We start from the raw sequence: 21763 nt of genomic DNA, 5'->3' as shown, positions 1-21763 counted from the left end.
TATAGGACGAACACGGATTTTAACCCCGCGTTTCCTGCGTTTTCGCCGCATAGACTGCGGCCATGCCATACGCCCCCGAACTTAAAGAAGCCGCAAAACGCCTCTATTTACGCCGCTGTAAGCCGCGTGAAATTCAGGCGCAGTTATCCCTGCCCAACATTCGGATCATTTACTACTGGATCCGTCAGGGTGAATGGGACGACATGTTGTCGGACGAAGAACCGCTGACGGCTGTCAGTCGGCGGATCACCCTCATCCTGGATAAACAGACCACCCTGACCAAAGGTGATCTGGACGAACTGGACCGCCTGACCACTGTCCGCGAGCGCTTAGCCAAGCAGTGCGCCAAACCCGCGCCAATGCCTGCCAATGATCCGAGCGAGGACGGTGGCCAGCGTCGGGATGACAAGCGCGGCGAGCGCCGGGATAAAGGCAACCGGGACGACAAGGGCGGGAAGAAGAAACAGAAAGCGCCAAAGAACGACGTCAGTGAATTGACCGAAGTCGACTTCCTGGACAAGTTCATCAGCAAAATGTACGGCTACCAGAAAGAACTGTACGCCGCGAAGATCAATCCGCTGACAGCGCGGATCCGCAACATCCTGAAAAGCCGCCAGGTGGGTCTGACCTACTACTTCGCCGGCGAAGCGTTCATGGATGCGGTATTGACCGGTGATAACCAAATCTTTCTGTCAGCCAGCCGCGCCCAGTCCGAGATCTTCCGCAGCTACATCATCTCGTTTGCCCAGGAGTGGTTCGGCCTGGAGCTGAGCGGCAACCCAATCGTGCTCAGCAAAGACGGCAAGCCGTGGGCCGAGCTGCGCTTCCTCAGCACCAACAGCAGCACCGCCCAGGGGCACCATGGCCACGTTTATGTGGACGAGTACTTCTGGATCCGCGATTTCGAGAAGCTCAACACCGTGGCCAGCGCCATGGCGACCCACAAAAAATGGCGCAAAACCTACTTTTCCACGCCCAGCGCCGTATCGCACCAGGCGTATCCGCATTGGACCGGCGAGAAGTTCCGCAACAGCAAGAAGAAAACCGCCAAAGAGCCGTGGCCAAGCGACAAACAGGTCGCCGCCGGCGCGCTTTGTCCAGATGGCCAATGGCGCAAGGTCATCACCATCCTGGACGCGATCGCCGGTGGCTGCGATCTGTTCGACCTCGAGCAGCTGCGCCTGGAGTACGACGACGACCGGTTTGAACAGCTGTTCATGTGCAAATTCATCGACAGCACCCAGAGCGTGTTTTCCCTGGGTGATCTGGAGCGCTGCTACTCGGACTTGGCGCTGTGGACCGACTACGAGCCAGACGACCCGCGCCCATTCGGCAACAGCCCGGTGTGGATCGGTTACGACCCCAGCCGAACCCGGGACGATGCTACATGTGTGGTCATCGCGCCGCCGCTCGAGCCCGGTGGCAAGTTCCGGATCCTCGAGAAACACAGCTGGCGTGGGCAGTCGTTCAAGTACCAGGCCGAGCAGGTCAAGTTGCTCACCGAGCGTTTCAACGTCCAGCACATCGGTATCGACACCACCGGTATCGGCTACGGCGTGTACGACCTGGTGCGCGATTTTTACCCGCGTGCGACGTCGATCCATTACAGCCTGGAAACCAAAAATGCCCTGGTGCTCAAGGCCCAGGACACCATCGTTGGCAGTCGCATCGAGTGGGATGCAGGTTGGAACGATATCGCCCAGGCGTTCCTGACAATCAAGCGCGGCGCTACGAACAGCGGGCAGATCACCTACAGCGCATCGCGCACCGACGCCACCGGCCACGCCGATATCGCGTGGGCAATCATGCACGCGCTGGCTAACGAACCCCTCAACACCAACAAGCAGCGGCGCAGCCGCTACGCACTCAGTGGATCAGCAAACAATGGCTCGTCACACAGCAAACCAGCAGCTAGACCAGGCACAAAGGCCAATGCGGGCCTTTTCATTCGGTGCGCCAGAACAGGTGCTCAGCGAGAACATCGGGCAGTACCTGGGCGTGTTCGCCAGTCACGACGGTCGGCTGTACACGCCGCCGGTGTCGCGCCAAGGCCTGGCCAAGCTGCTACGGGCCAACGCGCACCACGGGGCTATTCCGGGGTTCAAGCGCAATCTGCTGCTGCGTGAATTCCTCCCGTCGCTGGGCATGTCTACGCGGACGATGAGCAGCGCGGGTCTGGACTACATGGTGTTCGGAGAGGCGTACCTGTACCGCAGACGCAATGCATTCGGCCAGGTGCTCGAGATGGACCACCTGCCGGCGATCAACATGCGGGTCAAGCGAGATGGCGGCTTTGTGATGCTGCAGCCAGAAGGCAAGGAGATCGAATTCCACCGCGACGAGGTGGAGCACATCTTCAATTACGACGTGGAACAAAACATCTACGGCGTGCCGGATTATCTGGGCGGTATGCAGGCTCTGCTGCTCAATGAGGCCGCCACCCTCTTCCGCCGCCGCTACTACAGCAACGGCGCGCACGCCGGCTACATCTTCTACACCAACGACCCGAACCTGACCGAGGAAGACGAGGACGAGCTGAAAGCTCAGATCACCGCCAGCAAGGGCGTGGGCAACTTTCGATCGATGTTCGTCAACATCCCGAATGGCGCGGAAAAGGCGATTCAGATCATTCCGGTCGGGGATTTTCAGGCGAAGGACGAGCTGGAGAAGGTCAAGAACATCACCCGCAACGACGTGATCGCCGCCTGGCGCATGAACCCGGCTCTAGCCGGCATCATCCCGGAAAACAGCGCTGGCTTTGGCGATATCGAAAAGATCGATCGGGTTTACACGAGCAACGAAATTCGCCCGATCTGTCAACTTTTCGACCAGGTGAACGATACCTTGCGGCAGGACAGGCGGATTGCCTGGAGAGATACACCAGCGGCAGTGGAAAACACTACATTAGGTGTCTAGAGCAGGAAATGCCACTACACAATGTGGCAAAATGGTGGCAATTGGCTGGCCCTGGGGAGGGACGCAATGAGGATCACATGTAAGTGCGGGCATAAGGGGCGGATTGCTTCAAGGGATCAGCTTTCGAATGACTTCGCCAAGTTGTACTGCCAGTGCCTGGACGCAACGTGTGGGCACACGTGGGTGGCAAACCTGACGTTTTCGCACACGCTCAGCCCGTCGGCCCAAGCCATGGACCGGCTCATTTTCGACAGTCTCAAGAATTTGTCACGGGCGAAACAGCGGGAGCTGTTCGATCAGCTGGGCGCAGCGTGATAGCGCGGGAACGCCAGCCACAGGGGCCAGCGCCTGATGCAACGTAAGGACAAGCGAGGTGGTTAGGTGATTGCTTTGTCGATGCCAGGGCAGTCAGGAGTTTCCAACAATATTTCCGACATGCGCCTTACATATCTCTGATCTTCCACAGACATGCGTCGGTAGTGCTTGATCAACCGTAGCTCCAACGCGCTAAGCGCCTGCCAATCAAATTCACGAGATTCGTTGTAACTGCCTTCAAATTTAGCTCGATCCAACATGCGTACGGCTCCATAGGTGCATGAATGAATCGACGTTATCGGGCGAAAAACGTATTGGCAGAGAGAGGAATACAGCTAGTGCTAACAATTCGTTACAACCTAGTTCAAACCGCGAGATTCCATTGCGGCCATCGCCGAAAGCATTCGACGAATCAATTTTTGGTCGTCCTCGGGAATATTTCGATATTGATCGATTATTTGGGCTTCCACTGGACTGAGATCACTGACCTGTTTTTGGCCGGTAAGGACGAAGACGGTGTCGATGCCAAGACTCGCAACCGCCGCAAGGTAAGCGGTATCGGGGTTTCGAGCCCCCCGTTCATAGCTGCCCTGGGTGTTCCGATTCACCCCGCCGGCCTGTGCCAAGTCCTCCTGACTCAGACCTAACCTAAGGCGCTCATCACGCAAGCGGTCACCTGCAGAACGTCCGTCTTCTGAATTGGATGCACAATTTTTCAAGCTATCCCTCTGTACAAGATCAAATTAGCGTGCATAATCACCACCTATGAACACGAAACAACTCATATCAACAGGAGTGAACGCACTATGCACGCGCCAGTTACACCGGAGCAAGCCCGCGCTGCGCTTGATCGTCAGGGGATGAGCATCGCGGAATTCAGCCGCATTCATAGCTTGAACAAAAATTTGGTTAGCGACCTTTTGAACGGTCGCCGAAAAGGTCGCCGGGGGGAGGCACATCGAGCCGCCGTATTGCTGGGTATCAAAGACGGCGTGATTGCACAGTAATGGCACGATCTCTCAGGGAAAAGCAGAACATGAAAAGCCCAGTTCTAAAGACACGCCGTGAAGTCGTCAGCGCAATCATCTGCAGCTACCCAGGCGGTCGCGAGTGCGCTGCAGCTCGCATCGGTTTGGCGCTGAAAAAGTTTGATAACCACGCCTACGAAAACAACAACAGCAGGCCCCTGACAGACGCCCAGCTGTACCAGCTCGAGCAGGAAGCAGGCACACAGCATTTCCCGCACTACGTGGCGTCGATGTATGGCGGCTTGTTCGTAGCGGTACCGGATCCCGAAACGAATGACACGGTGGAAATGTACTCACTGTCGGTCCAGGTCGCTGCAAAGCGTGGCTGCGTCGACCAAGAGATTGCCAAGGCTTTAGCCGATGGCTGCATCACCGAAGCCGAGGCTGAACACATCCTCAATGCTCACAACCTTCACATGGCGGCACGCCATGCCGAAGTGCTGGCAGCCATTGACCTCTACCGCGCCAAATCAGGGCCAGCCCAATGAACAATGCGCCGGCAGTACAGGAATATCAGGACGTGCTCAAAGCCGCCGCCCTTGCCTTTCTTGAGCGTCACCATTGCGAACACCTGGGCAACGACCAGCAGCTTATTGCTCGAACCGTTCGCCACCTGGTCGCCGACTACGATGTGCTGACGCAGATGGCTGAAAAGATGGTTCACCTGGCCTACAGCGACATGAACGCAATCCGCGATCGCCAGCGCCTCGACATCCACAACAGCACCGCCACCCACTCGGTGATTGTTGACCCTACCACCGGCAATGCCTGGGCAATCCCGGTCAGCCTGATCTATGAACGCATCATCAACGCACCGGATAACGGGCGTTACCGCTTAGCCAACTCGTAACACCAACCCAACAAATTGCCTGCCCCACACCCCGTGGGTTTGGGTGAGCTGCGCCCGAATTCGAGGTTTTACGATGGGAAACGCCGTAATTGTCACCGCCCAACTGCCACCGGCAGAGGCTGAAGCCTTGCTGGCAGCCCTACGTGAACAGTACCGACTGAACCTCAACGAGTACTGGTATGCCGACCAATTCCGCCTGGTGGCGGACGGTCTGCGCCACGGCGCAATCATCGCCCACGTCCCGGTAATGGCAGCGCAAAAACGCCTGATGGCAGCCCTGTCCCACAGCCTTAACGCAGTGAAGCAATCATGAGAGACGATCTACGTCACGACGTCCTGCAGCGCATCGAATCCGACTTCGGCCTCAAACACCGTCCCGGCACCGATTACATGCGCGGCGGCACCTGCCCCAAATGCAATAAAAGGGAGCTGTACACCCGCTTTGAGAAACCTTGGCAGCTGAACTGTGGACGCCAGGAAAAATGCGGCCACACCGTACACGTCAAGGAAATCTACGCCGACCTTTTCGAAGACTGGAGCAAGCGCGTTCCAGCTACCGAAAACGCGCCTTCGGCTACAGCACGGGCCTATCTGGAGTTTTCCCGCGGCTTCGATATTTCACTGATCGGTAACTGGTTTACCCAGGACACGTACTACTCGAGCCAGCACAACGCTGGCAGCGCGACCGTTCGTTTTGCCCTGGAGAAAGGTGGGTATTGGGAACGGCTGATCGACAAGCCTGCACGCTTCGGCAAGATGAAAGCCCGGTTTATGCCAGGCGAGAGCTATAAGGGCGTCTGGTGGTGTCCGCCGAACGTCGACCTGGCCACCGTCAAAGAGCTATGGATTGTTGAAGGCATTTTTGATGCGATCGCCTTAGGGCACCATGACATTGCCGCCGTCTCTGCGATGTCCTCCAACGCATTCCCATCTGACTCTCTTAAAGCACTGGCAGAAGCGCGCCAGGGCAGTCTGCCGAAGCTGGTATGGGCGCTGGATAACGAACCCGGTGCGCACGCTTACACAAAGCGCTGGGTGCGCATGGCTCGCGAGCTGGGCTTTACTTGCGAAGCGGCGCAGATCCCCCAGCGCGATAACAGGAAGGTCGACTGGAACGATCTCCATCAGCGTTGGCAGTTCCTGGACGAAGGCGAGAAGCGTGCTGTTCAGGTCGATAAAGACATCACCACTGCCCGCCACTTCGGTGCTCTGCTGATCGCAGAAAACGCGACCGAAAAAGCCTTGGTCATGTTCGATTGGAAGCGCCGTAGCGAATTCCACCTGGAGTTCGGCAACCGCCTCTATTGGTTCAGGCTCGACCTGGACAAATACAACAAGGCAATCCAGGAGCTGGAAGAAAGCGAGCACCACGACGATCAGCAGTTGAACAACAAACAGATGCGGGCGAAGGCCATGCAACAGTGCGGCGCACTGCAGCGGATCGCCACCTGCAATCCGAAAGCCCTGTACTACCAGGAAAACAAGCTAACCGACGAGGCTTGGTATTACTTCCGGATCACGTTTGCTCACGATGCCGCGCCGATCAAGAACACCTTTACCAGCTCGCAGATCTCCTCCTCTGCCGAGTTCAAGAAGCGCCTGCTGGGCATCGCCCCAGGCGGGATGTTCACCGGGACCACGCAGCAGCTAGACGCCTTCATTGAAGAGCAAACAGATGCGCTCAAAACCGTGCAGACCATCGACTTCACCGGCTACACCAAAGAGCACGGCGCGTATGTCTATGGCGACGTAGCGGTCCGCGACGGCAAGGTGTTCAAGCTCAATGAAGAAGACTTCTTCGACATGGAGCGGTTGAGCATCAAGACGCTCAGCCAGTCGGTGATCCTCAACCTGAATACCGATCTCGAGAAATTCGATACCGAATGGCTCGACATCATTTGGGAATGTTTCGGCCCTAAAGGGCTGGTCGCGCTCGCCTTCTGGTTCGGTTCCCTGTTCGCAGAACAGATCCGCCAGTACCAGAAAAGCTACCCCTTTGCCGAAATCATCGGTGAACCCGGCGCGGGTAAATCCACCCTGATCGAATTCCTGTGGAAGCTGTGCGGCCGTATCGATTACGAGGGCTTCGACCCAACCAAGGGCACGCCAGTTGCTCGAGCACGGAACTTCGCCCAGGTCGGCAACCTGCCTGTGGTGCTGATCGAGTCGGAGCGGGAAAAGACCGACGGCAGCCAGACCAAGCAGTACGACTGGGACGAACTCAAGACTGCCTACAACGGCCGCAGCGTTCGCTCCACCGGCGTGAAGAACAACGGCAACGACACACGTGAACCACCGTTCCGTGGTGCCGTGGTGATCGGTCAGAACCATGCGGTGAATGCGTCCGAACCCATCCTGCAGCGCTTGGTGCACATCGCTATGACCAAGGATGGCCAGACCCCACAGACAAAGCTGTTGGTGGAAAAGCTGGAGCGTATGCCGGTCGACCGCGTCAGCGGATTCCTGGTCAAGGCCACGATGAAAGAAAGCAGCGTGATGCAGACCGTTCGCGAACAGGTGCCGATCTACGAACAGCAGCTGCTGGCCCTACCTGAAATTCGTACCGTCCGGATCGCCAAGAATCACGCCCAGTTGCACGCGCTGGACGACGCCCTGGTGCACGTCGTGCCGCTGAACAAACAGCAGATCAGAGCCGCCCATGCGGAGATCCAGAGCATGGCCAAGGAACGCCAGCTGGCGATCAACGCCGATCACCCGATCGTCGTCGAATTTTGGGAGCTGTACGAGTACCTGAACAGCACCGCTGGTGGCCTCAATCACTCCCGTAACGAAGGCCTGATTGCGGTGAACCTGAACGACTTCGCGAAGGAAGCGGCAGAGAAACGCCAGAAGGTGCCGGACCTGACAGAGCTGAAACGCCACCTGAAAACCAGCAAGTGCCCCAAGTTCATCGAAACCAACCGGAACGTGTGTTCGGCGTGGGACGTCGACGCGGCCAACAAAGCTAAAACCGTGCGGTGCTGGATTTTCCAAGCAGCCTGATCAACACCAACGAGGAAACGTCGATGCAAATTCAAGTAATCAGCGGTACCCCGGTTGAAGAGGCCTACATGACCGGTGTGGTGTTCGCAGGCCTCACCGAAACCCGCGATGGCTTTCCGGTGGTCCACGCGCATGCCTATGCGGTTTCCGGTCTGCTTGGGATTTTGGAGGTCCGCGCCGCTCGAGGTGAGCGGGAGATTCTGGTGATGGGGTGCAGCCGTGACCAGATTCAAGCGGTTTTGGAATGGCAGTCAGAGACCGAGGAGGTCGCTGATCTGGAGAGCCTGGTGCTTCACCTGGTGCGCTCAGATCCGATCGAACAGAACGCCGGTTAAAGCCGGTTAAGCAAGGGCGTCGAGGGGGTGCAACCCCTCGACACCAACCACCACCAGGAGCAACACGATGAAAGCACAACACCATAGCGGCAGCGATGTGAAGGCTACCACAACACCGGATCCACAGACCGCAGTACCGGCTCGTCGCCTCATGGCCATCAGCATCGTCGGCACTGCTTTGTTCGAATACCAGGTCAAGAAAACCCCTGATACGCGGATCCGACTCGAAACCGTTACGACCATGGCGCACCGACTAGGCGACCTGACTGCCAGCGATGCAGCGGTTGTTGCACAGCTGCTGGCCAAACCTATGCACTCCGGAGCACGAGCATGAGCACAAGCTATTTCTACAAGACCCAAGCATCTGGCCCGGTGGCGATCGTCACAGAGTTTTACTCCCGCAAAGATGCATTTCTTGCAGCCCTAGAAACACTTGGCGAGCACGTTGGCGGGAAGGTCGCCCCCATGCGCGACATCACATCCAATTATGCCGGCGGCGTGAAACTCAGCGCTGGCCAGGAGCACGACGTCCATTGGTGTCGACCTGACCACTACGGCTACAGGGTGCTGCGCGTGTCTGCGAAACCGGGAAAAGGATCCTCAAAAGAAGAGCGCACAGCAGCTCGAGCAGAGCACAAGCGACTTGTTGACCTATGGAACGAACACTGCCCGGCCAGCTTGTCGAATCATGAATACTGGCGACGCCTGGAAGTGAACACTGGAAACATTCTGTTGTGCGGCGGTGTCATGTTTGCCCACAACGGCACCGCTTTTTTCGAACTTGGGTTTCAGATCGATGAGGCCGACCACGCGGAAAAAGTCGCGGCAGGCAAACCTACATCCGGTTGGATCGACGGAGCAGTAGAGATTACCTCGAGCGAATACCAGGGCGGCTGGTCCAGCAAGCGTGATGAAAAGAAGGTGATCAATGACTAGGCCCCTTCCCGATCGCGAACGGCCCCCCATGGCCAGCCATCGCCTTGACCTACCCAATACCTGCGATATCTGCCTGTATGCACGCTCAATTCCCCGGCACCAGGCATGCAGCAAGATCCGTCAGCAGCGCAAAGCTGATGAATGGGCGGCAGTGATGGCGGAAAAAAATGCCGCTCGAGCGGCGAGGGAGCAACGGTATGCCCGGTGAGGTTCAACCAGGAACGGTTGATCTGATCAGCTCGCTGCATGAATTGATCCGACAGCTTCAGCGTCCAGCGGTAGCGCCAGAGCACGAACTGTGGACCTCACAGGACATTGCTGCCTACCTGAAGCTGTCGGGCGACACGGTAGAGCGTAGGATCGTTGTTCAGCCGAGTTTCCCCACGAGCGTCCAACCCTGCGCAACGGGTGCGAAAGCAGCGAAAAGATGGTTTGCGGCAGAGGTTATTGTTTGGTTGCGCCAACATCGTGCGAGGTTGCCCGTTGCAAGGCGAACCAGACAAACCGCGTGAATGAAAGCCTGCGAACTCCGCAGGCTTTTTTTATCCCAGCCGCTCCGCCACCTCCGATGCCGTAGCGTTGTAGTAAATCATCAAGGACTTGAGATCCTTGTGACCGGTGATACGTGCCAGGTCCAACACCTCAACCTTGCGGGCAAGCCGAGTAATGGCTTCATGCCGGGTGTCGTGAAAGGTCAGACCGTCAATCTTTAGCTCGTCTCGGATCTTGCGAAACATGGTGTCCGCTGATGCTGATTCGAGTTTGAAAAGGCGATCGCTAGCGCCCTTCCCTTCCAACAGCGGCGCTAATAATTCTCCCGCACGCTTACTCAAAGGAACATTTCGAGTGGAGCCATTTTTTGTCTTGGGCAGGTGAACGAAGCGTTCGCGCAAATTCACCCACTTCGCGGTCATACCCAAGATCTCGCCTTGCCTCATTGCAGTTTCGATAGCGAGGAGGAATGCGTACGCCAACTCTTGCAGCAAAGTCACCGGCGGCTGGCCCTCAACGTAGCCAAGCCGATTTATCAGCGCGCTAATTTCACCGGTAGCAACACGTCGTTCACGAGGCGGGCCATTGCTCGGCCTTTTGGCGTCTCGAACAGGATTGACCAGGCACGTTTTCCACTCCCGCCTAGCGATTTCAAACACGGAAGATAGAAGTGTCATCTCACGGCGCACTGTCGAGCTCTTGACCTTTTTCAGCCGCCCATCACGCCATTGAGCGACCTGCTCTGACGTGATGTTGCCAATGAGCTCTCCTACCCATTCAAGCTCCCGGTCAAACCTATCCAACCGCAGCTCTTCCCACCGCTGGCCTTCCTTGGTGGGAGAAACATCCCGTTTGTATCTGCTCAGGGCTTCCGAAACAGTCATAGACACGCTTGCGCGGGATGTCCCGCTCTGGGCCATGATTTCAGCTTCACGAGCGATTGCCCATGCAACAGCTGCCGCCTTCGTGTCGAACGTTTGGGAGTCACGCACGCACAGCTTCACCACCTCGGCCCTCCAACCACCGCTCCGTTTCCGATATGAAGCCATACACCCTCCTGGCGTAAAAATGGCGTAAAGGCTAACACGAAGAAACAGGAAATTGCCGTTAGCTGTCGTGGGTAAACATCGGCTTGGGCCAGCGTGGCCGGGCATTACCGGGTTTTGCCGCTACCTGCCGCTTACTGTCGCAGGACTCCCGTGTCCCCCTCGGGGCACCAAACATAGATTCAAGGTGCCGCTCAATGCACCTTGAACACACAAAAAAACCGGCCCTGGCGCCGGTTTTTTTGTGCCTGTCGATTACCCCCCTTATCCACCGATCAAGGCCGTCAGTGCCGCGATCACCCGATCCTGTGCCAGACCGCAAAGTGCCCCGACAAACAGCGCACTCCTCCAACTGATAGAAAAATTCAACTCCTTGCCTAACCTCGTGTGCTCGTAGATGTTGAAGAACACCAACGCGACGATCGGGCCAACGATGATTTGCCCCGTGGTTGCCGATTTTATGATCTCCTCGAACTTGTTGACGTCCCCCTCCAGTGAGCCGCGCAGTGTCGCCCCAAGTACCGCGGCCACTATGGCAACAATCGACAGGCTGAACGGCGAGGGGGTGATTTGTATATTGGTGGCCACGGAGGCCGATTTTGGTACTTTTGCTCCCCCCAACTTGTAACGAACATCAAAACCCACCTGGTATTTCCTTGGCTCCAGCAGGGCCCTGTCAAACCGCATTACATAAGTTGCCGAAAAAGAGGTTTCAGGCTCGATAAACGTGAGGTCAGAGCCCTCCCTCACGATTTCCAATAGCCTGGCCTCGACCGCCTCCAGTTGTGCAAGCTTCGCCTTGAACAAGACTCTGATGCCTTGTTGATCATGATGCGGCCCGGCAAAAGAACTATCGCTTTCATCCAGCCACGTTGAGTAGGCGCGACGCGCATCGTCTCCCGAGGCTATTGCATAGCGAAAACTGGTAATATCCCCCCTCACTTGTCTTTCAAACACCTCTCGCCGATTGGCAAAATACAGATAGGCCTTGAGCATTCCCTTGAACTTGAAGATCGACCTGTAGTTGTCAACTTGGGCGGCAATAAAGTCTTTCCTGAATGCCTGCAGCTCCAGCCATAAAAAGTCATTGAGCAATTGATTGAGTTCGGCAATCAATGCTGACTTGGTAGAGCGCCCCATCTCCGATTCGCTGTCCGACACGTCCATTAGTTGCGCACCTTTAGGCACATGGGGCTGCAGCGCCATTATCAACAGGGGTTCCGCACTGGCATTGCGCACAGTAAGCTTGTAAGCAATCTGGCTCGAATGCACATCGCCCAACTGCTCTTCCAGCATAATAACCGGGCTGTTCATCTTACATTCCGAGACGCTGAATTTAATAATATTGTTAATACTAATTTTAGCAGCAACTTACCCTCTTCCTTGACGCTGAAGGACGCCAGCCGGGCAGACTTGCAATTTCCCACTCTTGAAAAACTGTCATAACTGACAGGAGAAACAACCCGTATGCATTGGTAAAAATGCGCTTTCGTGCTGCCTGACACCCTTTTGAGTGGAATAAAAAAATATTGCCGTTTATCGCGCGCTTCACCAGCCCTGTTAACCCGCAACTAAGCCGCCTTGCTCACTCGGTCACCAGCCGCTCTAACTGGCTGCTCAGTTGCGCCTTCGCCCTTTACACAACTTCAATAAATGCGTCACTAACGCGTGTACTCACCAAATATTCTTAGAATCATTTAATCGGCTTTTTCGTGGCTTATGCCTATCCGCCAACTCGCCCCCGCCTTTTAAATATTATTGGTCAAACAGTCGACTTAAAAACCCCAACTGCTTTAAGCCCTGCAATTCAGCCATTACTCCGCCGCCTGTATCCTGCCTGCCCCGGTGCCAGTACAATCGCCGCACACCGCACGCCGCTTATGCAGTGCCCGATATAAAAGAGGAACCTGAAGATGGAATTGCCACTGGAAACAGTCGCCCTTTATGCACTCAAGCTGGCGTATGAGCGCGAAGGTTCGAGCCCGATTTTGCGCGACGACCCGGCCATGAGCGACTATCAGCGCGATGTCTTTGCCTTTGACTTGCGCAAGGGCGATATCGACGCCATCCAGGATAAAATCGAGCGCTGTGTGGCGCTGGCGCTGGACGCCCTGGGCGGCGCGCAAACGGTCATGGGCCGCGAACTGCAAAAGCTGGCCGCCGGTTTCAGCAGTGCACAGACCCCGGAACAAATGCACCCGGCGCTGCTGACGCTAAAGGATTACCTCAAGGATGTGCAGTAATCATTGCCCCTGGACGGACTCAATATAGGCCAGCAGGTTGTCGATCTTCTCCTGGTCGCTGATGCCCCAGAAGATCATCCGCGTGCCGCTCACCACTTTTTTCGGGGCCTCAATATAGGCGGCGAGTTTTTCCCGGGTCCACACCACACCCGAGTTTTTCATGGCGTCGGAGTACAGATAGCCCTCGCTGGTGCCCGCCTGGCGCCCGATCACGCCATTGAGCTGCGGGCCAAAACCATTGCGCGCGTTAACCCCGATGCTGTGGCAACCGCCACAGGTTTTAGTGAACAGCTTGCCCCCCGCTTCAGCATCCCCCGTCGCTATCGCACTGTGACTCAATAGCGAGGCACACAGGCTCAGGACCAACATGGCTGGGGACTTCATCGGCAACTCCATCAGGTAAGGGTGTTCAGGCTCAGGCGGCAATTATGCCTGCTCATCTGCAGTTGCACCTTGCTGACGGTCAAGACACGGCCTTAACCTGCAAACCCGCCTTGATCCAGAAACGTGCGTTCCTGCTCGGTGGTCTCGCGCCCCAGCACCTCATTGCGATGGGGAAAGCGCCCAAATCGCTGGATAATCTCGGCGTGTTCTTGTGCCCATACGCTGGCTTGCGGGCCAAGGCTGAGATGCAGTTGCAACGACAGTTGCTGGTCGGCAGCGTCTTCGGAATGCTCGAACGGCAAATAACAAAACAACCGCAAGTCGGCCTCAAGCGCCTTGTCCATGCCGCCATTGATCATGTGCCGGGCGTAAAAGCGCGCCAGCGAGTCGGTGGCAAACATATGTGCGGTTCCACGAAATGCATTGCGCGGGTACTGGTCCAGCAGCAACAGCAATGCCAGGGCGCCTTCCGGTTGTGCCAGCCAGTGCTCCAGCTGGCGACTGGCGGCCAGGAAATGGGCGCTGTAAAAAGTGTCGCGAAACAAGGTGTCGAAGGCTGCATCCTTGGCGAACCAATGCTTGGGCCCCGCCTGTTTCCAGAACTCGATGACCGCCTGCGGTGTTGTTTGCTCATCCATCCCGGTCGCTGCCACAGTCTCATCCTCGCGTTGTTGGCCAAGCCTCAACTGTAGGCCTGCTCCGCCAGCAGCACCACCGCAATCAGGATCATTATCGCCCCTGATACCCGACTGACGTTCTTCGCCGCCCCTGGCCTGGTGCGCAACACGGCGTGGGCACTGAAGCCGACCGCCAGATACACCAGCGCGCAGCTGACTGCATGCAGCCCGCCCAGGGCAATGATCTGTGTTGGTATCGACCAGTTCGACAGCGGGTCGGTGAACTGCGGCAAGAGCGCCAGGAACAACAGCAGTACCTTGGGATTCAGGCCGCTGACACACACCCCCTTCCACGCCCAGCGCGACCATGAATCAGATGCCTGCCCCTGCCCGGACTGGGGCGTTGCGGGATCCCTGAGCATGCACACCCCCAGCCAGAGCAAATACAGCGCTCCCGCAACGGTCAGCACGCTGAGGATCATCGGGTTACGCGCCACCAGCCCGCCCACCCCTGCAGCCACAATCACCGTTGCCAGCAAATGCCCCGAGAGCATGCCGGCCACCGCCGGGGTCACCAGCCGCCCGCGCATGCCCGCAGAAATCGCATAGGCCCAGTCTGCGCCGGGGGTGATGATAAACAAGAACGATACCGCCCAAAACGCGGCCAGGACGCTGAGAGTCAAAGGGGATTTCCTTTTTACGCTGGAATGTCGAGGAAGAATGAAGGGCCGTCAGCCCACCACCGCGATCGCCTGAAAAGGCTTCAGTCGGCAAAAGAAGAATAAGGAAATGCTGTCAGGATTATCTTTCGTTTATCCTAATAAAAAGCCATAGCCGAGGAAGGTTCTTCCACATGGACCGCATTGACAGAAATATTCTTGCGCAACTGCAAGCCGATGGCCGACTTTCGCTCACTGAACTGGCAGACAGGGTGGGCTTGAGCCTCTCCCCTTGCCATCGGCGCGTGCGGGCGCTGGAGGACTCCGGCGTGATCCTGGGCTATCGCGCCCTGCTGGCGCCGAGTGAGCTGGGGCTTAACTTTTCCGCGATGGTGTTTGTCACCCTGCGCGAAGTGACGCGCCAGGCCATTGCCGACTTTGAAGCGGCCGTGATCGAGACCTCGCAAATCGTCGACGCACAAAGGCTGTTCGGCGATCCCGACTACCTGCTGCATGTGGTCGCCGCCGACCTGCCGGCCTTCCAGCAACTCTACGACGATCGCCTGACCTCACTGCCCAACGTGCAACGCCTGACGTCCACGCTGGTGATGAAGCGGGTTATTCAGGACCGGATGCTGCCGTTGTGAGGCTTTATAAAGGCATGTGGGAGCAGGCTTGCCTGCGATGCAGACGATGCGGAGCCACGGTAAAACCGCAATGACCCAATCGCGAGCAAGCCCGCTCCCACAGGGCGAGTGCAACCCGCACATTAATCCGCCAGTGGCATCAACCCGGCTGTCAGGGCATCAAGCAAGGCGCTGACCTTGGGCAGGGCCTTGCGGCTTCTTGGCCACACCAGGTTGATCGCCAGCCCCTCGCTCGCCAGGTGCGGCAGCACCTGCACCAGTGAACCATCAGCCAGATGCTGCTTGATCAGCCAGGTGGGCAGTTGGGCGATGCCGCACCCCGCCAGCACTGTCATCACCTGCCCTTCACCATCACCCACGATGTACCTGACGGGCATCACTCGCCGCTCGACCTCTCCAGGGCGGCTGCCCGCGAAATTCCAGGGGCTGACCGTGCCGTCGGCCCGCCCATAGGCCACACACTGGTGATGCTCAAGATCGCGGTCGGTCACAGGCGTGCCGTGAATGTTCAGATAAGCCGGCGCAGCACAGAACACATGCCGCTCGCGCCCCAGAAAGCGATGCTCCAGTGCCGCAGGCCAGATATCCGGGCCACCGACCCGCACGACGATGTCCACGCCCTCTTCGACCGGATCGATAAAACGGTCGGAGAAGGAAATATGCGGCAGCAGCAAGGCATGTTCCTGCACACACTGCAAAATCACCGGTAACGCCTGCAAACGCCCGAAGGCCGCCGGCAAGTCAATGCGGATCCTGCCCTGCGGCTCGGCATTGTCGGCCTGCATGGCCAGCTCGGCCTCTTCCAGCTCGGCCAGAACCCCGGTACAGGTCCGGTAAAAAGCCGCACCCGCATCGGTCAATGCCAGGCGCCGCGTGGTGCGCTGGAACAGGCGCACCCCAAGCCTGCCTTCCAGCCGGGCAATGGCCTTGCTGATCGCCGAGGCCGTCAGGTTCAGGCGTTCAGCGGCGGCCCTGAAGCTGCCCGAGTCGGCGACACAGACAAAAACATCGATCCCTTTCAGGCGCTCGGAAGCGAACATGCACGGCCCTCATTAGTGAATTCAGTTCATCTTATTAGGTAAAAGGCATCGCAAATACGCCAGCAGTTCCCCAGTAAGCTTTTACACCAAGAATTGACTCAAGCATCAGGCGTATTTATGACTTCGCACAAACCCACCGTTTTAATCACCGGCGCCACCGGCCAGATCGGCGGCGACACCCTGCGCAACCTGCAAGCCGACCAGAGCATTACGCTGGTCGCGGCCGTGCGCTCCCCTGCCAAGGCTCAGCCCTTTGCGGCACAGGGCATCCGCACCGTGATCATGGATTTCGACCAGGAACACACCCTGGCCCCGGCGCTGGAGGGCATCGACCGCGCCCTGCTGGTCACCGGCTACACCGTGGACATGCTGCGCCAGAGCAAGGCATTTATCGACCAGGCGAAAAAATCCGGCGTGCAGCACATGGTGCATCTGGGTGCGTGCGGGCGGGACGACACCACCATCGGCCACTGGGCCTGGCACCAGTTTGTTGAGCGTTATATCGAATGGTCGGGGTTCTCGTTCACCCACTTGCGCCCGGAGTGTTTTATGCAAAACCTGCTCAGCTACGATGGCACCCGGGCAGTCATCAACGGAGTGATCGAGCAGTACACCGGCGATGCGCGGTTCAGCTGGGTCGACGGTGAAGACGTTGCCCGGGTGGCGGCGCAAGCATTGCTGCACCCGGACAGGCACGCCGGCCAGACCTATCGGCTGGGCTACGACGTGCAGTCTTATGGCGACATCGCCGCGATCATGAGCCGGGTGCTGGGCCAGCCCTTTCGTTATGACGCACAGTCACCGGACGTGTTTGTGGAGAATATGCGCGCGGCAGGTGCAGAAATGGCTTACATGAACTGTGTACATGACAACTTCACCCGCATGGCCGCACGGCAGATCCCCGGCGTGGAAGAGACGTTCGACAACTTCAGCCAGATCACCGGGCGCCAGCCGGTGCGCTGGGAAGACTTTGTAGTGAAACACCGCAAGGTGTTTGCCTATTGACTCAACCCTGTAGTCGCTGCCGCAGGCTGCGAGGGGATTAAAGCAAATTAGCAGCGTCTTCTGGATAACGGGTTGCTCCGCAACCCTTCGCAGCCTTCGGCAGCGACTACGCAGGATTGGAACTCTTCGATTGCAGTGGCCATCACCTTGCCGCTACCATTGGGAACGATTCGCACTCACATTTGGAAGCTCGACCGGTGCCCTCTCTCCCGACTCACAAGCTGGGCTTCTTTTTCAGCCACCACCACCGCTGGTTGCTGCAACATATTCAGCGTCGCTTGCGTAATCACGCAGATGCAGAGGACACCGCCGCCGATACCTTTTGCCAGATGCTGGCAGCACGGGTCGACCCGGACAGCATCGAACAACCTCGTGCCTACTTGTCCACCATCGCCCGGCGCCTGATGTTCGACCGCCATCGCCGGCGCAAGCTGGAGACCGCCTACCTGGATCGCCTGGCCTTGTTGCCCGAGGCCGTAGCGCCGTCCCCCGAGGAACAACTGCAACTGATCGAAGCACTGGTGGCCATCGACCGCGCCATCGACGGCTTGCCGATGATCGTCAAGGCCACCTTCCTCTACAGCCAGCTCGACGGCCTGAGTTATGTGGCCATCGCGCAAAAACTGGCGCTGTCGGAACGCACCGTCAGCCGTTATATGAAACAGGCCTTGCGCCAGTGCTACCTGAGCGAGGCCAGCCTGTGAGCAAACAACGTCTGGACCCCTTAAGCGAGCAGACCATCGACTGGATGGTCAAGCTGCGCGCCGGTACGCCCGATGCCGTGCTGCAAGAACGGTTCAATGCCTGGCTGGCCAAGGACCCGGCCCATGCCCAGGCCTGGGAACAATTGCACAGGCGCCTGGGCGGCTCCTTCAAGACACTGCGCACGCTGGAGCAACGCATCCCCGGCCAGGCGGATGAAGCCCGTCAGTTGCTGCTGCAACCCACTGCGTCAAGGCGTGACGCACTGCGTGCAATAACCGGCCTGGGCCTGCTCGGCGGCGGTTTGTGGCTGGGCGCCAGCACTCCGCTGGGTGACTCGCTGCTGGCGGACCTGTCCACCGGTCGCGGCCAGCGCCAGGACTTCAACCTGGCCGACGGTAGCCGCCTGAGCCTGAACGCCAGCAGCGCCGTTGACCTGCACTTCACTGCGCGGCAACGGCTGGTGATCCTGCGCCACGGCGAACTGGTGATCAAGGTGGCACCCGACCCCGAGCGCCCGTTGCGGGTGCGCAGTGCCGAAGGTGAAATCACTGCCCTGGGCACGCGGTTTCTGGTCGCCCAACAGGAGCAGGCAACCCGGCTGGTGGTGCTGCAGCACAGCGTCCAGGCCCGGTTGTTCAGCGGCCTGACCCTCGACCTGCAAGAAGGTCAGGCGGCCATGCTCTACCCGCGCAGCATCGTGCCCATGAGCGGCGACCAGCGCTATCGTGCCGACTGGCTGCGGGCCAGGCTCAACGTGCTGGATGACCCGCTGGAAGACGTGGTGGCGGCCCTGCGGCCCTATACCCGCGGCTTTGTCCGCGTGGCCCCCGAGGTGCGCGGCCTGCGGGTACAGGGCGTATACCCGCTGGACAACCCCGAGCGCGCCTTCTCGGCACTGGCCGAAACCTTGCCCATTCGTGTGGATCACTACAGCCCCTGGCTCACCGTCATTCGGGCCGCGTAAGGCCCCGGTGAAAAGTTTTTTTGATAATTGATCGCATTCGTGTCCGGTTTTCAGATCTCGGCCCACCTATCTCCTGAGACTTCCACACGATCAGGAGAATGCTGTGCTCAACCCGTGGCCCCACACCCTTAGCGTCGCCGTTGCCCTGGCAACCCTGGCCAGCCCTGCCCTGGCCCAGGACCTAAGTTTCAACCTGCCCGCCGGCCCGCTGGCCAACAGCCTGAATGCCATTGCCAGCCAGAGCGGCCGGATTGTCTCGCTGGAGCCCGTGCTGGTGCAGGGCAAGCAAGCCCCGCCGGTGATTGGCCAGATGTCCGCCGAACAGGCAATGGACACGGCCTTGCGCGGCAGCGGCCTGCAATTGCGTATCACCGGGCAGGGTAATTTCAGTGTTGAACCGGCCCCGCAAACCGGCGCGGCCCTGCAACTGGGCGTCACCAACGTCACCGAACGCAGCCTCGACGCCACTACCGAAGGCTCGGGTTCCTACACTGCGCAAGCGGTGACCATCGGCAAGGGTGCGCACACGCTCAAGGAGACCCCGCAATCGGTCACCGTCATCACCCGCAAGATGCTCGACGACCAGAACCTCAACACCATTGAACAGGTGATGGAAAAAACCCCGGGGATCACCGTCTACGACTCGCCCATGGGCGGTAAATACTTCTACTCCCGCGGCTTTCGCATGAGCGGCCAGTACCAGTACGACGGCGTACCGCTGGACATCGGCAGCAGCTATGTACAGGCCGACAGCTTCAACAGCGATATGGCGATCTATGACCGCGTCGAAGTTCTGCGCGGCGCCGCCGGGATGATGAAAGGCGCCGGCGGCACGGCGGGCGGGGTGAATTTTGTGCGCAAGCGCGGCGAAGCCACCCCGCACACACAACTGGCGCTGTCGGCCGGCACCTGGGACAACTACCGCGGGCAAGTCGATACCGGCGGCCCGCTGAACGAAGCCGGCACCCTGCGTGGCCGGGCAGTGGTGACCCAACAGACCCGCCAGTATTTTTATGACGTTGCCGCCCGCAAGGACCAGGTCTATTACGGCGCGCTGGACTTCGACCTCAGCCCCGACACCACCCTGGGGCTGGGCCTGGCCTATGAAGACGTCGACGCCACACCCTGCTGGGGCGGCCTGCCGCGTTATGCCGATGGCAGCGACCTGAAACTCAAGCGCTCCACCTGCCTGAACACCTCCTGGAACAACCAGCGCAGCAAACGCACCACCTGGTTCGCTGACCTTAAGCAGCAGATCAATGACGACTGGGCACTGAAGGTGGCCGGGGTGTATTCAAAAAATACCCAGGACATGGAATACGCCTTCCCCAGTGGTGCGGTGCCCGTGGGCGCAACCAGCAGCAACACCCTGATGCTCGGCAGCATCTATGACTACAACCAGACCGACTACGGCTTCGATGCCTATGTAGACGGTAAATTCGACGCTTTTGGCCAGCAGCACGAACTGATCGTGGGTGCCAACGCCAGCCGCTCGCACAAGGATGACTTCTACGCCGTGGCCGCGCTGGCAGATCGTCAAAATGTGTTGAACCCCAACCACAACCTGCCGCGCCCCGATGAAAGCTACTACCTGGCCAATGCCTCACGGGGCGGACCGGTGGACATCCACGTCAAGCAGTACGGCGCCTACTCCCTGGCCCGCTTGAAACTGGCCGATCCGCTGACCTTCGTGCTGGGCAGCCGGGTCAGCTGGTACTCATCGACCAATGACGCCATCTCCTACTGGCGCGGCGAAGGCACCCCGGTGTATTCCGAGGCCAAAGAGAGCGGGCAAGTCACGCCGTTTGCCGCCTTGTTGTTCGACCTCAACGACAACCTGACCACCTATGCCAGCTACACCGATATCTTCACCCCCCAGGGCGGCTATCGAACCATCAGCGGCGCGACCCTCAAGCCGCTGATCGGACAAAGCTACGAGCTGGGGATCAAGGGCGAGTGGTTCAACGGTCGGCTCAACAGCTCGTTCAACCTGTTCCGCACTGTCCAGAAAGACGCAGCCCAGACCGACCCGCTGTGCCCGGACGGTGGCTGCTCGCTGAACTCCGGCAAGGTTCGCGCCCAGGGTTTTGAAGCCGAGGTCAGCGGTGAAGTGATCGAGCGCCTGCAATTGCTGGCCGGTTACACCTATACCCAGACCAAGGTTCTGGAAGACGCCGATGCAGCCCAGGACGGGCTGGCCTACAACTCCTATGTGCCGCGCCATCTGCTGCGCGTATGGGGGGACTATGCCCTGAGCGGTGCCCTGGACCGGGTCACGATCGGCGCCGGGGTCAATGCACAAAGCAGCAACTACCGGGTTTCACCCATCAGCGGCGACGACATTACCCAAGCGGGCTATGCCATCTGGAACGGCCGGATTGGCTACCGAATCGACGACACCTGGTCGGTGGCCCTGAACGGCAACAACCTGTTCGACAAACGCTACTACGCCACCGTTGGCACCGAAGGGTTCGGCAACTTCTACGGTGAACCGCGTAACGTTGTGATGTCGCTCAAGGCTGATTTTTGAGTAATACAAATCGCGAGCAAGCCCGCTCCCACATCCTCTCCCGTGGGA

General features: G+C 58.6%; 24 protein-coding genes. 17 read left to right on the top strand and 7 right to left on the bottom strand.

What is annotated here, in order from left to right; translation table 11 throughout:
• The first annotated feature begins 62 nt into the window (after positions 1-62).
• From BFC21_RS23205 to BFC21_RS23195, 3 genes are all read left to right on the top strand, one after another.
• Complete coding sequence (locus BFC21_RS23205) at positions 63-2126, top strand: terminase large subunit domain-containing protein (RefSeq protein ID WP_120266531.1); 2064 nt, start codon at positions 63-65, stop codon at positions 2124-2126.
• On the top strand, positions 2038-2916 hold the full coding sequence (locus BFC21_RS23200) for a phage portal protein (RefSeq protein ID WP_162939371.1): 879 nt from the start codon (positions 2038-2040) through the stop codon (positions 2914-2916). The genes BFC21_RS23205 and BFC21_RS23200 overlap by 89 nt, the downstream gene beginning before the upstream one ends.
• Before the next feature lie 66 nt (positions 2917-2982).
• Positions 2983-3231 (top strand): ogr/Delta-like zinc finger family protein, encoded by a 249-nt coding sequence (locus tag BFC21_RS23195; RefSeq protein WP_120266745.1) that lies wholly within the window; start codon positions 2983-2985, stop codon positions 3229-3231.
• A gap of 359 nt (positions 3232-3590) precedes the next feature.
• Here BFC21_RS23195 and BFC21_RS23185 read toward each other — a convergent pair whose 3' ends face one another.
• The gene (locus tag BFC21_RS23185; protein ID WP_120266528.1) at positions 3591-3899 is read right to left on the bottom strand and encodes a helix-turn-helix domain-containing protein; all 309 of its coding nucleotides are present in this window, start codon (positions 3897-3899) and stop codon (positions 3591-3593) included.
• Between the two features lie 138 nt (positions 3900-4037).
• Here BFC21_RS23185 and BFC21_RS23180 point away from each other — a divergent pair, with 138 nt between their 5' ends.
• The 8 genes from BFC21_RS23180 (at position 4038) to BFC21_RS23145 (ending at position 9383) form a co-directional block, all read left to right on the top strand.
• The gene (locus BFC21_RS23180) at positions 4038-4238 is read left to right on the top strand and encodes a DNA-binding protein (RefSeq protein WP_120266527.1); all 201 of its coding nucleotides are present in this window, start codon (positions 4038-4040) and stop codon (positions 4236-4238) included.
• A 29-nt stretch (positions 4239-4267) separates the two neighbouring features.
• Positions 4268-4747 (top strand): YmfL family putative regulatory protein, encoded by a 480-nt coding sequence (locus BFC21_RS23175; RefSeq protein WP_305881729.1) that lies wholly within the window; start codon positions 4268-4270, stop codon positions 4745-4747.
• Complete coding sequence (locus BFC21_RS23170; protein ID WP_120266525.1) at positions 4744-5109, top strand: hypothetical protein; 366 nt, start codon at positions 4744-4746, stop codon at positions 5107-5109. The genes BFC21_RS23175 and BFC21_RS23170 overlap by 4 nt, the downstream gene beginning before the upstream one ends.
• 73 nt (positions 5110-5182) lie before the next feature.
• On the top strand, positions 5183-5422 hold the full coding sequence (locus BFC21_RS23165) for a hypothetical protein (protein ID WP_120266524.1): 240 nt from the start codon (positions 5183-5185) through the stop codon (positions 5420-5422).
• Positions 5419-8112, top strand: a complete 2694-nt coding sequence (locus BFC21_RS23160) for a toprim domain-containing protein (RefSeq protein WP_120266523.1) — start codon at positions 5419-5421, stop codon at positions 8110-8112. Before BFC21_RS23165 ends, BFC21_RS23160 begins: the two co-directional genes overlap by 4 nt.
• Positions 8113-8135: 23 nt before the next feature.
• Positions 8136-8447, top strand: a complete 312-nt coding sequence (locus BFC21_RS23155) for a hypothetical protein (RefSeq protein WP_120266744.1) — start codon at positions 8136-8138, stop codon at positions 8445-8447.
• A 67-nt stretch (positions 8448-8514) separates the two neighbouring features.
• Positions 8515-8781, top strand: a complete 267-nt coding sequence (locus BFC21_RS23150) for a hypothetical protein (RefSeq protein WP_120266522.1) — start codon at positions 8515-8517, stop codon at positions 8779-8781.
• A complete protein-coding gene (locus BFC21_RS23145; protein WP_120266521.1) occupies positions 8778-9383 on the top strand; it encodes a hypothetical protein in 606 nt (201 codons plus the stop codon). The genes BFC21_RS23150 and BFC21_RS23145 overlap by 4 nt, the downstream gene beginning before the upstream one ends.
• A gap of 542 nt (positions 9384-9925) precedes the next feature.
• Here the strand turns inward: BFC21_RS23145 and BFC21_RS23130 are convergent.
• Positions 9926-10924: a site-specific integrase gene (locus BFC21_RS23130; protein ID WP_120266518.1), complete on the bottom strand. Its 999-nt coding sequence runs from the start codon at positions 10922-10924 to the stop codon at positions 9926-9928.
• 261 nt (positions 10925-11185) lie between these two features.
• Positions 11186-12235: a hypothetical protein gene (locus tag BFC21_RS23125; protein WP_095005007.1), complete on the bottom strand. Its 1050-nt coding sequence runs from the start codon at positions 12233-12235 to the stop codon at positions 11186-11188.
• Positions 12236-12834: 599 nt separating this feature from the next.
• Between BFC21_RS23125 and BFC21_RS23120 the strand changes: the two genes are divergently transcribed.
• The gene (locus BFC21_RS23120) at positions 12835-13164 is read left to right on the top strand and encodes a hypothetical protein (protein ID WP_095005008.1); all 330 of its coding nucleotides are present in this window, start codon (positions 12835-12837) and stop codon (positions 13162-13164) included.
• On the opposite strand, the gene BFC21_RS23115 is transcribed toward BFC21_RS23120, so the two are convergent.
• The 3 genes from BFC21_RS23115 to BFC21_RS23105 form a co-directional block, all read right to left on the bottom strand.
• On the bottom strand, positions 13165-13548 hold the full coding sequence (locus BFC21_RS23115; RefSeq protein ID WP_120266517.1) for a cytochrome c family protein: 384 nt from the start codon (positions 13546-13548) through the stop codon (positions 13165-13167).
• A gap of 92 nt (positions 13549-13640) precedes the next feature.
• Positions 13641-14186 (bottom strand): DUF924 family protein, encoded by a 546-nt coding sequence (locus tag BFC21_RS23110; protein ID WP_162939408.1) that lies wholly within the window; start codon positions 14184-14186, stop codon positions 13641-13643.
• A gap of 44 nt (positions 14187-14230) precedes the next feature.
• Entirely contained in the window at positions 14231-14848 is a 618-nt protein-coding gene (locus BFC21_RS23105; protein WP_088379049.1) for a LysE family translocator, read from the bottom strand.
• A 170-nt stretch (positions 14849-15018) separates the two neighbouring features.
• On the opposite strand from BFC21_RS23105, the gene BFC21_RS23100 reads away from it, so the two are divergent.
• Positions 15019-15471: an Lrp/AsnC family transcriptional regulator gene (locus BFC21_RS23100; RefSeq protein WP_088379048.1), complete on the top strand. Its 453-nt coding sequence runs from the start codon at positions 15019-15021 to the stop codon at positions 15469-15471.
• A 122-nt stretch (positions 15472-15593) separates the two neighbouring features.
• Here the strand turns inward: BFC21_RS23100 and BFC21_RS23095 are convergent, their stop codons facing one another.
• Positions 15594-16511, bottom strand: a complete 918-nt coding sequence (locus BFC21_RS23095; protein WP_088379047.1) for a LysR family transcriptional regulator — start codon at positions 16509-16511, stop codon at positions 15594-15596.
• Between the two features lie 117 nt (positions 16512-16628).
• Between BFC21_RS23095 and BFC21_RS23090 the strand changes: the two genes are divergently transcribed.
• The 4 genes from BFC21_RS23090 to BFC21_RS23075 all read left to right on the top strand — a co-directional run bounded on the left by BFC21_RS23090 (position 16629) and on the right by BFC21_RS23075 (position 21715).
• Positions 16629-17516: an SDR family oxidoreductase gene (locus BFC21_RS23090; RefSeq protein WP_088379046.1), complete on the top strand. Its 888-nt coding sequence runs from the start codon at positions 16629-16631 to the stop codon at positions 17514-17516.
• A 197-nt stretch (positions 17517-17713) separates the two neighbouring features.
• Positions 17714-18220: a sigma-70 family RNA polymerase sigma factor gene (locus BFC21_RS23085; protein ID WP_088379045.1), complete on the top strand. Its 507-nt coding sequence runs from the start codon at positions 17714-17716 to the stop codon at positions 18218-18220.
• The gene (locus BFC21_RS23080; protein WP_120266516.1) at positions 18217-19185 is read left to right on the top strand and encodes a FecR domain-containing protein; all 969 of its coding nucleotides are present in this window, start codon (positions 18217-18219) and stop codon (positions 19183-19185) included. The genes BFC21_RS23085 and BFC21_RS23080 overlap by 4 nt, the downstream gene beginning before the upstream one ends.
• A gap of 103 nt (positions 19186-19288) precedes the next feature.
• Complete coding sequence (locus BFC21_RS23075) at positions 19289-21715, top strand: TonB-dependent receptor (RefSeq protein WP_088379043.1); 2427 nt, start codon at positions 19289-19291, stop codon at positions 21713-21715.
• Positions 21716-21763: the final 48 nt, after the last annotated feature.

The sequence above is a fragment of the Pseudomonas sp. TMW 2.1634 genome, assembly GCF_001703595.1.
GTDB lineage: Bacteria > Pseudomonadota > Gammaproteobacteria > Pseudomonadales > Pseudomonadaceae > Aquipseudomonas > Aquipseudomonas fragi.
The sequence above is the reverse complement of the archived record's forward strand: the minus strand, read 5'-3'. Positions and strand labels throughout refer to the sequence as shown.

What these genes read in the sequence shown, in the direction of transcription:
- BFC21_RS23205 (WP_120266531.1), top strand. Translation starts at nt 63, where the DNA reads ATGCCATACGCCCCCGAACTTAAAGAAGCCGCAAAACGCCTCTATTTA.
- BFC21_RS23195 (WP_120266745.1), top strand. Translation starts at nt 2,983, where the DNA reads ATGAGGATCACATGTAAGTGCGGGCATAAGGGGCGGATTGCTTCAAGG.
- BFC21_RS23180 (WP_120266527.1), top strand. Translation starts at nt 4,038, where the DNA reads ATGCACGCGCCAGTTACACCGGAGCAAGCCCGCGCTGCGCTTGATCGT.
- BFC21_RS23175 (WP_305881729.1), top strand. Translation starts at nt 4,268, where the DNA reads ATGAAAAGCCCAGTTCTAAAGACACGCCGTGAAGTCGTCAGCGCAATC.
- BFC21_RS23170 (WP_120266525.1), top strand. Translation starts at nt 4,744, where the DNA reads ATGAACAATGCGCCGGCAGTACAGGAATATCAGGACGTGCTCAAAGCC.
- BFC21_RS23165 (WP_120266524.1), top strand. Translation starts at nt 5,183, where the DNA reads ATGGGAAACGCCGTAATTGTCACCGCCCAACTGCCACCGGCAGAGGCT.
- BFC21_RS23160 (WP_120266523.1), top strand. Translation starts at nt 5,419, where the DNA reads ATGAGAGACGATCTACGTCACGACGTCCTGCAGCGCATCGAATCCGAC.
- BFC21_RS23155 (WP_120266744.1), top strand. Translation starts at nt 8,136, where the DNA reads ATGCAAATTCAAGTAATCAGCGGTACCCCGGTTGAAGAGGCCTACATG.
- BFC21_RS23150 (WP_120266522.1), top strand. Translation starts at nt 8,515, where the DNA reads ATGAAAGCACAACACCATAGCGGCAGCGATGTGAAGGCTACCACAACA.
- BFC21_RS23145 (WP_120266521.1), top strand. Translation starts at nt 8,778, where the DNA reads ATGAGCACAAGCTATTTCTACAAGACCCAAGCATCTGGCCCGGTGGCG.
- BFC21_RS23130 (WP_120266518.1), bottom strand. Translation starts at nt 10,924, where the DNA reads ATGGCTTCATATCGGAAACGGAGCGGTGGTTGGAGGGCCGAGGTGGTG.
- BFC21_RS23125 (WP_095005007.1), bottom strand. Translation starts at nt 12,235, where the DNA reads ATGAACAGCCCGGTTATTATGCTGGAAGAGCAGTTGGGCGATGTGCAT.
- BFC21_RS23120 (WP_095005008.1), top strand. Translation starts at nt 12,835, where the DNA reads ATGGAATTGCCACTGGAAACAGTCGCCCTTTATGCACTCAAGCTGGCG.
- BFC21_RS23115 (WP_120266517.1), bottom strand. Translation starts at nt 13,548, where the DNA reads ATGAAGTCCCCAGCCATGTTGGTCCTGAGCCTGTGTGCCTCGCTATTG.
- BFC21_RS23110 (WP_162939408.1), bottom strand. Translation starts at nt 14,186, where the DNA reads ATGGATGAGCAAACAACACCGCAGGCGGTCATCGAGTTCTGGAAACAG.
- BFC21_RS23100 (WP_088379048.1), top strand. Translation starts at nt 15,019, where the DNA reads ATGGACCGCATTGACAGAAATATTCTTGCGCAACTGCAAGCCGATGGC.
- BFC21_RS23095 (WP_088379047.1), bottom strand. Translation starts at nt 16,511, where the DNA reads ATGTTCGCTTCCGAGCGCCTGAAAGGGATCGATGTTTTTGTCTGTGTC.
- BFC21_RS23090 (WP_088379046.1), top strand. Translation starts at nt 16,629, where the DNA reads ATGACTTCGCACAAACCCACCGTTTTAATCACCGGCGCCACCGGCCAG.